The following is a 7,826-nucleotide window of genomic DNA, read 5'->3' on the forward strand; positions in this document are numbered from 1 at the left end:
CGAGATTAAAACACAAATATGAAACGAATTCTACTCTTTTTATTGATGTCTGCCGGCGTCTTTGCACAGAACAAAGGACGAGTCGAAAGGAAAGTCGACCAACTTCTTGCGGCAGGAACCGTTTTTCAAACGCAAAATCTTATTGCAAATCATGCTAACGATACGCGAAATACCGCACAAGTTTCGGATGCAACGGTTCTAAATGTAAATTTCGGAACGGTACAAAGTCTGCTTACTGCGCAGCCCGAGTTTATACGAATATCGCTGCCATACCAAAATCAGATTTTGAATATCAATCTTTATAAAGTTGCTATTAAATCTGCAGATTTCGAGGTGCTAACTCCTCAAGGATCGTTCGCAAACTTTTTGCAGTCGGCACATTATCGAGGAACTGTATCCGGATTAAACCGTTCATTAGTTTCTTTGAATATTTACCCAAATCAAATTAATGGAATCATTGCTACTGAAACATTTGGTAATTTAAACCTCGGTAAGTTAAAGAACAACACTTCTGCATTTTCGCACATACTATACTCAGATGTAAACTTAAAGAAGTCGAATGAGTTTAATTGCGCTGTAAAAGAAAAGCCAACGGAACTAACAGCTGAAACAAGTGCAGTTGCCACCACCAGCCGTTGTGTAACGAATTATTACGAAATAGATCATGCTATTTACCTAGAAAACAACAGTAGCGAAGCAGAAACCACCGCATGGATGGAATCGCTTTTTAATAATGTACAAACCATTTTTGATAACGACGAAGTAAATACCGCTTTAAAAAGTATTTTCATTTGGACAACTCCCGATTCGTACAGCGGAGAAACATCGGTCGATTATTTGTTTGGTTTCAATACTTTTCGACCTACATTTAATGGAGATGTTGGCATGCTACTAGGAATCGATGAAGGTGCGCTTGGAGGTGTTGCAGCAACTATTAATGGTTTGTGTAACGAGCAGAATTTTTCATACAGCGACGTTGATTTGTTTTTTGAAGACCTTCCCTTGTATTCGTGGCCTGTAAACGTAGTTACGCATGAATTAGGCCATTTGTTTGGTTCTCAACATACACACGGTTGTTACTGGAACGGAAACGACACACCTATCGACGGTTGTGGGACTACTTTTAGTGAATTTTTTGCAGAAGGCGACTGCGAATTTGGTTCGCTTCCTGAGTCAGGAGTTGGCGGAACCATCATGAGTTACTGCCATATTTTACCAGAAATCGGAGTGAATTTGATTAATGGTTTCGGGCCACAACCCGCTGCGCGTATGCAAACGGCCATCAATAATTCTTCCTGTTTAAGCACCGATTGTATCAATACGTGTATCACATTGGTATCGAATTTAGTAGTAAATAACGTCACAGATACCTCAGCCAGTTTTACATGGAACGACGAAATTCCAGAAACGAGTTATGAAATCTCTGCCGGAATTTATCCGTTTCCAGTAGATCAAATGAATTTTATACCACTTACAGGTCAGCAAGCAGCAATCGGATCTTTAATTCCAAATACCTTTTACCGCTTTTTTGTGCGTCCCGATTGTCCAGAGAATGTAACGGGTTCGGCAGCTTCGGTACTTTTTGCGACCGCCGCAAACTGGTGCGAATCTCCCATTGTTATTACCGATACTGGTGGCTCTATCGGCGAATATCAAGATAACGAACGTTGGGTGCGCCAAATCATACCAATCATATTCGATTCGGCAATTAAGATCAATTTTACCGAATTTTTCTTGGAACAGGATTACGATTTCTTGACTATTTATAACGGCATTTACCCAGGTCCAGACGCAACACTTGTTGGCCAATTCACTGGTATCGAAGTTCCCGAAATGATAACCAGTACCGCAGCAAATGGAGCTTTAACTTTAGAGTTTTTCTCAGATGGCTTTATCTCTGATTTAGGATTTACCGCAGAAGTTTCTTGCCTAACACTAGGAGTTTCCGAGAATCAATATATTGACTTACAATACTATCCAAATCCAACGACTGATATTTTAACAGTTCGCGCTTCAATCGACATTCAAAAAATTGAAATTTATAGCATGGATGGTAGAAAAGTAATTGACCAACAAAATAGTGGCAGCATGCTTCAAGTGAACACCGCAGCTTTAGCTCAAGGTTCCTACATCGCAAAAATTATCGGAACCGATGTTCAAACGAATTTTAAGTTTGTGAAACGCTAAGGATAGATTGATTCCAATAAAAACAAAAAGAGGTGACCTAAATCACCTCTTTTTTTACGACTCTAACTGAGCCTGCTTTTTTTGTTCGCGGCGTTCCTTAATCATATTCATGCTCGCACCTCCAACCCAATAGAATACAAAACTTACGAGAAAAAACATAAGCCAGAATCCAATAGTCAAGATCGTCAAGAATACTAAGAACCCGAGATACTGCTGAAATTCAAACATAGTACCGGTATTAAGTGAATTCCCTACAAAAGTAATTTATTTTAGACTGTAATCAGAGAAAATATCACTTTTTTTAAAGACTTCTAATAATTACTTTTGAACAGCTTTTTAAAAGCCAAAATAAACAGCACGTCAATAACCTAATAATCGAAAAAAATCCTAGAAAAAATGGAATATCGTATTGAAAAAGACACCATGGGCGAAGTGAAAGTTCCTGCAAACCAATACTGGGGCGCACAAACCGAACGCTCTCGCAATAATTTCAAAATTGGTGAACCTGGCTCTATGCCAAAAGAAATCATCGAAGGTTTTGCCTATCTGAAAAAAGCCGCATCCTATGCAAATTGCGACTTAAGTGTACTTTCAACTGAAAAAAGAGATGCCATTGCACAAGTTTGCGACGAAATTCTTGCCGGAAAACTCGATACCGAATTCCCACTCGTTATTTGGCAAACTGGTTCTGGAACGCAAAGCAACATGAACGTAAATGAGGTGATCGCAAACCGCGCTCAAGTGCTTATGGGTGGAAAAATTGGTGAAGGCGAAGCTTTCGTAAAAGCAAACGACGATGTGAATAAATCGCAATCCAGTAACGACACCTTCCCAACAGGAATGCACATTGCTGCGTATAAATCTGTTGTAAGTCGGACGCTTCCTGCCGTGAAAAAGCTTCGCGATACCTTACACGAAAAAGCTGTTGCTTACAAAAATGTCGTAAAAATTGGTCGAACGCACTTGATGGATGCTACTCCGCTTACACTCGGACAAGAACTGAGCGGCTACGTCGCGCAGCTCGACTACGGAATGAAAGCGCTAGAAAATACCTTATCGCACCTATGTGAATTGGCGCTCGGCGGAACTGCCGTAGGAACCGGACTCAATACGCCAGAGGGTTACGACGTTTTAGTTGCCGAATATATTGCAAAATTCACCGGACTTCCGTTCGTGACTGCACCTAATAAATTTGAAGCTTTAGCCTCGCACGACGCCATTGTTGAATCGCACGGTGCGCTTAAGCAACTGGCCGTTTCACTAAATAAAATTGCAAACGATATTCGTATGCTTGCTTCGGGCCCACGTTCAGGAATTGGCGAGATTTTCATTCCCGAAAACGAACCAGGATCTTCAATTATGCCAGGAAAAGTAAACCCTACACAATGCGAAGCTATGACAATGGTTTGTGCGCAAGTGATGGGCAACGACGTAGCTATTAGCGTTGGAGGTATGCAAGGTCATTACGAGCTTAACGTTTTTAAACCAGTAATGGCAGCAAACTTCTTACAATCTGCGAGATTAATTGCCGATGCGTGTCTGTCTTTCGACGAACATTGCGCCCAAGGAATAGAGCCTAATTACAAGCGAATCAAAGAATTGGTAGACAATTCGTTAATGCTTGTTACAGCGTTAAACACGAAAATTGGTTATTATAAAGCAGCTGAAATTGCGCAAACTGCACACAAAAACGGAACGACACTCAAAGAAGAAGCCGTTCGTTTAGGTTATGTCTCCGAAGCTGATTTCGATGCTTGGGTAAAACCAGAAGATATGGTTGGAAAAATCAACTAAACTTGAAAGCGGCTCTTCGGAGCCGTTTTTTGTTTTACACGAGTTCAACGTAAAATTGTTAAAACCACTTTTTCTTCTTAAAGTAAATTACCATTGCAACAACCGAAAATAACATAACCAACCAAACGCCCGGATAGCCGTAAACCGATTTCAACTCGGGCATGTGCTCGAAATTCATTCCATAAACGCCAACGATAAAGGTTAAAGGCATGAATATCACCGAAAAAATAGTGAGCGTTTTCATAATCTGATTCATCTTTTGCGATTGCGATGAAAAGAAGACATTTGCCGCACTTTCCAAAGTCTTATTGTCGTATTCCAATTGTTCCACAATCTCTAAACATTTCTGATACAAGCGCGCAAAAAAGACGTAATTCGACTTCGAAATGCGCTCAAAATCATCGTCTTCACGAATTTCCTTCAAGGTGTACAACGCATCGCGCAACGGAATAATGTTGCGTTTTAAAAAGCTGGTTTCTTCTCGTAAACGCTCAATTTGTTCTAAAAATTCGGCTTTGTGATTGTTCTTGGCTTCTACCATTAACAATTCAATACGATCTTCATAATGCTCAATCGTAATAAAGAAATTTTCAATTACCGCATCAAGCATAACATAAAGCAAATAATCGTTCTTCTTTTTGCGAATAATTCCCGCTCCACTGCGAATTCGCTCACGCAAATGCGAGAAAAAAGCACTGCGCTTCTCTTGAAACGAAACCAATGTATTGTCTTTTAATAGAAAACTAATTTGGTCGACGTACAATTTGTTGTCGTCTCCAAGAAGAACCGATTTAATACTAAAAAACAGCACGTCGTCGAACTCATCTAATCGAGCGCGGCGATTTACATTGAGCACATCGCCCACGACATACGGATTCAGTTCAAGTATATCGCCGATCGATTGAATGAGTTTAACATCGTGTAATCCGTGGATATTCAGCCATTTAATATCATGTTTTTCTTCCGGATCGGTTAACTCGAATTTAATTTTTTCTAAACTCGGATTTAAATATTCTTCATAACCTTCCGAATCGTAAACAAACAACTGAACTTCAATAGGTTCGCTCGTATGCGTTCCGGTATATTCCGCGAAATTCGGTTGAACTTTTCGTACTCGATTGTATTTGATGCGCTGCAAAACTTTTTTGAATAAAGATAGTGAGCTGTAACCGATTTCAAAACAATACGGCAAAAATCCGCTCTAACGTTTTTCTATACGGTTGCTTTTCTATTTCTTTGGTACTTTCGCAAGAACTGCAAACAAATAAACCGACGCATTTTCTACTCATTATGACAGCAACGAAAACCGTTTTAACGCACATCGCACAACTGCTTCAAGTACGCGAAACTCCCGATAAACCCTTAGTAGGAACCGATTTTAATGAACTTCCGTTGCTGGAAAATGCATTTTTAAAAATCTCCGACGGACGCATCGAAGCCTTCGGACACATGGAAAACCTAGGTTCGATCGAAGGTTACACGGAAATTGATTGCAGCCATCGTTTGGTTTTGCCGTCGTACATCGATTCGCATACGCATTTGGTGTATGCCGGCGACCGGACACTGGAATTTGCCGATCGAATTCAAGGCTTGACCTATGCCGAAATTGCCGAAAAAGGCGGCGGTATTTTGAATTCGGCCGCATTATTGGCAAAAACAGATGAGGAAACTTTATACCACGCGGCTTTCGAACGTTTACAGCAAGCCATACAATTGGGAACCGGCGCTATTGAGATAAAGACAGGCTACGGTTTATCGACCGAGGCCGAATTAAAAATGCTGCGCGTTATCGAGCGTTTGCGTTCGGCGAGTCCGATTCCCATTAAAGCTACGTATTTGGCGGCGCACGCGGTTCCTACAGCATTTAAAAGCAATCCGGATGCGTATGTCGATTTAATCATCAACGAAACGCTGCCGCAAGTTGCTGCCTTGGAAATTGCGGAGTATATCGATGTTTTCTTGGAAACCAATTATTTCAATATTGCGCAAACCGAACGTATTTTGGCCGCTGCGGCGCAATACCAGCTAAAGCCAAAGATTCACGTCAATCAGTTTACAACGATCGGAGGCATTACAACGGCGGTAAAGCACGGCGCTTTGAGTGTCGACCATCTCGAAGTTATGGCACCCGAGGATTACGACGCGCTTGCCAACAGTAAAACGGTAGCGGTGGCGCTTCCCTCCTGCTCGTTCTTTATTCAAATTCCGTACACGCCAGCAAAAGAATTGATACAGCGAAACATTCCGTTGGTTTTGGCAACCGATTTTAACCCGGGCACGAGTCCGAGTTTAAACATGAATTTTGTGGTAGCATTAGCCTGCATTCAAATGAAGTTAACTGCCGAGCAAGCCCTAAACGCAGCAACACTAAACGCGGCATTTGCACTCGAATTACAGCACGAATTAGGCAGCATAGCCGTAGGAAAACGCGCGCAACTAATTATCACAAAACCAATGCGTTCGTACTGGGAAATCCCCTATTATTTCGGCAACAACCCTATTGAGCGCGTAATTTTCTAGTTTTTTTTGGGCGGCCGAGCGGGCTTTTCGTTCCAATCTGTAGCCGCTCCGTAAACTACGCAACTACAGGATTTCCACTGCAATCCCTGCCGCAAAAGCAAACCACCTGATGCTGCGTGGTTGGGAAGAACGATACGAAAAGGAAAATGATGGTTTTAACATTCAAATTACTTGCTTTTAATTCGTTTTTGATCCGTCCGTATTCGTAACTACGATTTAAAACACTAAACTTCACCATTCGAAATTTTCTTACATCGTAATTCGGTCAAGAAAACTACATTTCAAAAACCTACGATTTTTCATTTATTAAATTTTTGCAACTCCTTTGTTACAAGTTCAACATTTTCTTTATTGCTAATTTTTGATATCAACGAAGTATAATGATTCCCATTTTGGAGATCGGTGATGACAACCGCTTGTAAAAAGTAGTCATCGGTCTTCAACTTATTGAACATTTTCAAAAATAAGTTAAATCGAAATTCCTGATTGCTGAATTTCTCTTTACGGTTGCGTCTGATTTTTACTGGTGAAGTATCACAATAATAGTACAGTATAACATTGTTTAAATTCAAATAATCCGACACTATCCGAATAAACTTATTAAGTGTCTTTAACGAATTTGTTTCAATGTTTGCCGAAAGTAACGTAATGGAAACATCTATTAGCGGAATTCCAAGCTTTACGTCAATACTCTTAAATTCGGTAAAAGTAACTATATACTGGTAACCTTCTTCCGTTTCAAAAGGAACAACTAACTCCGAACTCAACTTAATTTACTATTTAGTCTTAGGAAAATAAATGTGCTTTTTTGCAATTAGCTTTTCTTTACTTTCTTCTTTTTCAGCACGAAGTTTCTTAAAGAATTTTAGCAACTCTTTAGAAGGGTTTTCAATATGTAGTATTTGTGATTTCATATAACAACAGTACAAAGGTACTTAATTAGAGCTAAAACACAATACTTCAGAAAATTATCGCTCTTTATTCTATTGTTAAAATTAGAAAATGATTTTCTCTAAGCTTAATTTTTCGGCTACTTAAAGGTCTTTAATGTCTCAAGTTTGTGCACTTTCCTAGACTATTTTTGGTTCAGATTTAAAAATTATACAATATATCTCATATTGCGATATGAGGTTTAGAACACTTAATAGACTGATTTTCTTGAAGTTTTGCTTATTGAAGACTTCTAAAAAAATAAGCAGTATTAGCGGTAATTGCTACTAAAAATCTCAATTTCGGGTGGTTCTAAAGATATGCTCGTAGAACATCCGTTAACAACTCTCGTGGCCTTGGGCGGGTCCCTTAGCGATTGGACGAAAACCCTTGCC

At 39.9% G+C, this 7,826-nt stretch carries 5 protein-coding genes; 3 read left to right on the forward strand and 2 right to left on the reverse strand.

The window, feature by feature from the left end; genetic code table 11:
* The first annotated feature begins 18 nt into the window (after window positions 1-18).
* Both ACOVQQ_RS10855 and fumC read left to right on the forward strand, forming a co-directional pair.
* The gene (locus tag ACOVQQ_RS10855; RefSeq protein WP_421818213.1) at window positions 19-2,187 is read left to right on the forward strand and encodes a M12 family metallo-peptidase; all 2,169 of its coding nucleotides are present in this window, start codon (window positions 19-21) and stop codon (window positions 2,185-2,187) included.
* Window positions 2,188-2,583: 396 nt separating this feature from the next.
* On the forward strand, window positions 2,584-3,981 hold the full coding sequence (gene fumC / locus ACOVQQ_RS10860; RefSeq protein WP_421818214.1) for a class II fumarate hydratase: 1,398 nt from the start codon (window positions 2,584-2,586) through the stop codon (window positions 3,979-3,981).
* A gap of 58 nt (window positions 3,982-4,039) precedes the next feature.
* Here fumC and corA read toward each other — a convergent pair whose 3' ends face one another.
* Complete coding sequence (gene corA, locus ACOVQQ_RS10865) at window positions 4,040-5,119, reverse strand: magnesium/cobalt transporter CorA (protein ID WP_421818215.1); 1,080 nt, start codon at window positions 5,117-5,119, stop codon at window positions 4,040-4,042.
* Between the two features lie 152 nt (window positions 5,120-5,271).
* Between corA and hutI the strand changes: the two genes are divergently transcribed.
* Window positions 5,272-6,501: an imidazolonepropionase gene (gene hutI, locus ACOVQQ_RS10870; protein ID WP_421818216.1), complete on the forward strand. Its 1,230-nt coding sequence runs from the start codon at window positions 5,272-5,274 to the stop codon at window positions 6,499-6,501.
* Window positions 6,502-6,800: 299 nt separating this feature from the next.
* On the opposite strand, the gene ACOVQQ_RS10875 is transcribed toward hutI, so the two are convergent.
* On the reverse strand, window positions 6,801-7,268 hold the full coding sequence (locus tag ACOVQQ_RS10875) for a hypothetical protein (RefSeq protein WP_421818217.1): 468 nt from the start codon (window positions 7,266-7,268) through the stop codon (window positions 6,801-6,803).
* Between the last annotated feature and the right edge of the window lie 558 nt (window positions 7,269-7,826).

This window comes from Flavobacterium sp., from assembly GCF_049240005.1.
In the GTDB taxonomy this organism is placed as follows: Bacteria; Bacteroidota; Bacteroidia; order Flavobacteriales; family Flavobacteriaceae; genus Flavobacterium.

What these genes read in the sequence shown, in the direction of transcription:
- ACOVQQ_RS10855 (WP_421818213.1), top strand. Translation starts at nt 19, where the DNA reads ATGAAACGAATTCTACTCTTTTTATTGATGTCTGCCGGCGTCTTTGCA.
- fumC (WP_421818214.1), top strand. Translation starts at nt 2,584, where the DNA reads ATGGAATATCGTATTGAAAAAGACACCATGGGCGAAGTGAAAGTTCCT.
- hutI (WP_421818216.1), top strand. Translation starts at nt 5,272, where the DNA reads ATGACAGCAACGAAAACCGTTTTAACGCACATCGCACAACTGCTTCAA.